Origin of the sequence: Megasphaera sp. NM10 (assembly GCF_000417505.1) — a bacterium.
In the GTDB taxonomy this organism is placed as follows: Bacteria; Bacillota; Negativicutes; order Veillonellales; family Megasphaeraceae; genus Megasphaera; species Megasphaera intestinihominis.
The window spans coordinates 1-597 of the sequence record NZ_APHY01000137.1; the positions used below are offsets into that span (position 1 = coordinate 1).

Annotated in this window: 1 protein-coding gene; it reads left to right on the forward strand. The window is 47.2% G+C overall.

Annotation, left to right across the window (positions count from 1 at the left end; genetic code table 11):
- Positions 1–46: 46 nt before the first annotated feature.
- A partial coding sequence (locus tag NM10_RS12725) for an RNA-guided endonuclease TnpB family protein (protein WP_020311943.1) occupies positions 47–597 on the forward strand: 551 nt, incomplete at its 3' end.

Here is a 597-nt window from a genome sequence, read left to right on the forward strand (position 1 = left end):
TCAGCAAGACGCATCCGAAAGTACTATATCAGTATGCTAGTGRAGTATGAAAACCAAATACTCCCTGTCATACCGAAGACCTTCCTGGGCCTGGATTTTGCGATTGCACGGCTTGTATGTGGCTTCCGATGAGGATGAGGCTAAGTATCCCGATTTCCTGCGAAAGGCAGAGAAGAGATTGGCTAAGGCACAGCGGAAGCTATCCAAAAAGCAGAAAGGAAGTCACAATAGAGAAAAACAAAGGCTTCGCGTAGCTATTCTCCATGAGAGAGTGTCCAATCAACGGCGGGATTTCCTGCATAAGAAGGCTCGCTACCTTGCAGACCGCTATGATGCCATTGGCATTGAGGATATTAGCGTCAAAGCGATGGCCAAGCGGAAAAAGGGTGGCAAGTTCAGTTTTGGCAAATCCGTAACTGACAATGGCTGGAATATGTTCACGAACATGCTGGAGTATAAACTGGCTTGGCAAGGCAAACAGCTTATCAAGATAGACAAGTGGTATCCCAGCAGCCAGCTGTGCCATGTTTGCGGATATCAGAACCACGAAACCAAGGACTTATCTGTAAGGGAATGGGATTGCCCTAAATGTGRCAG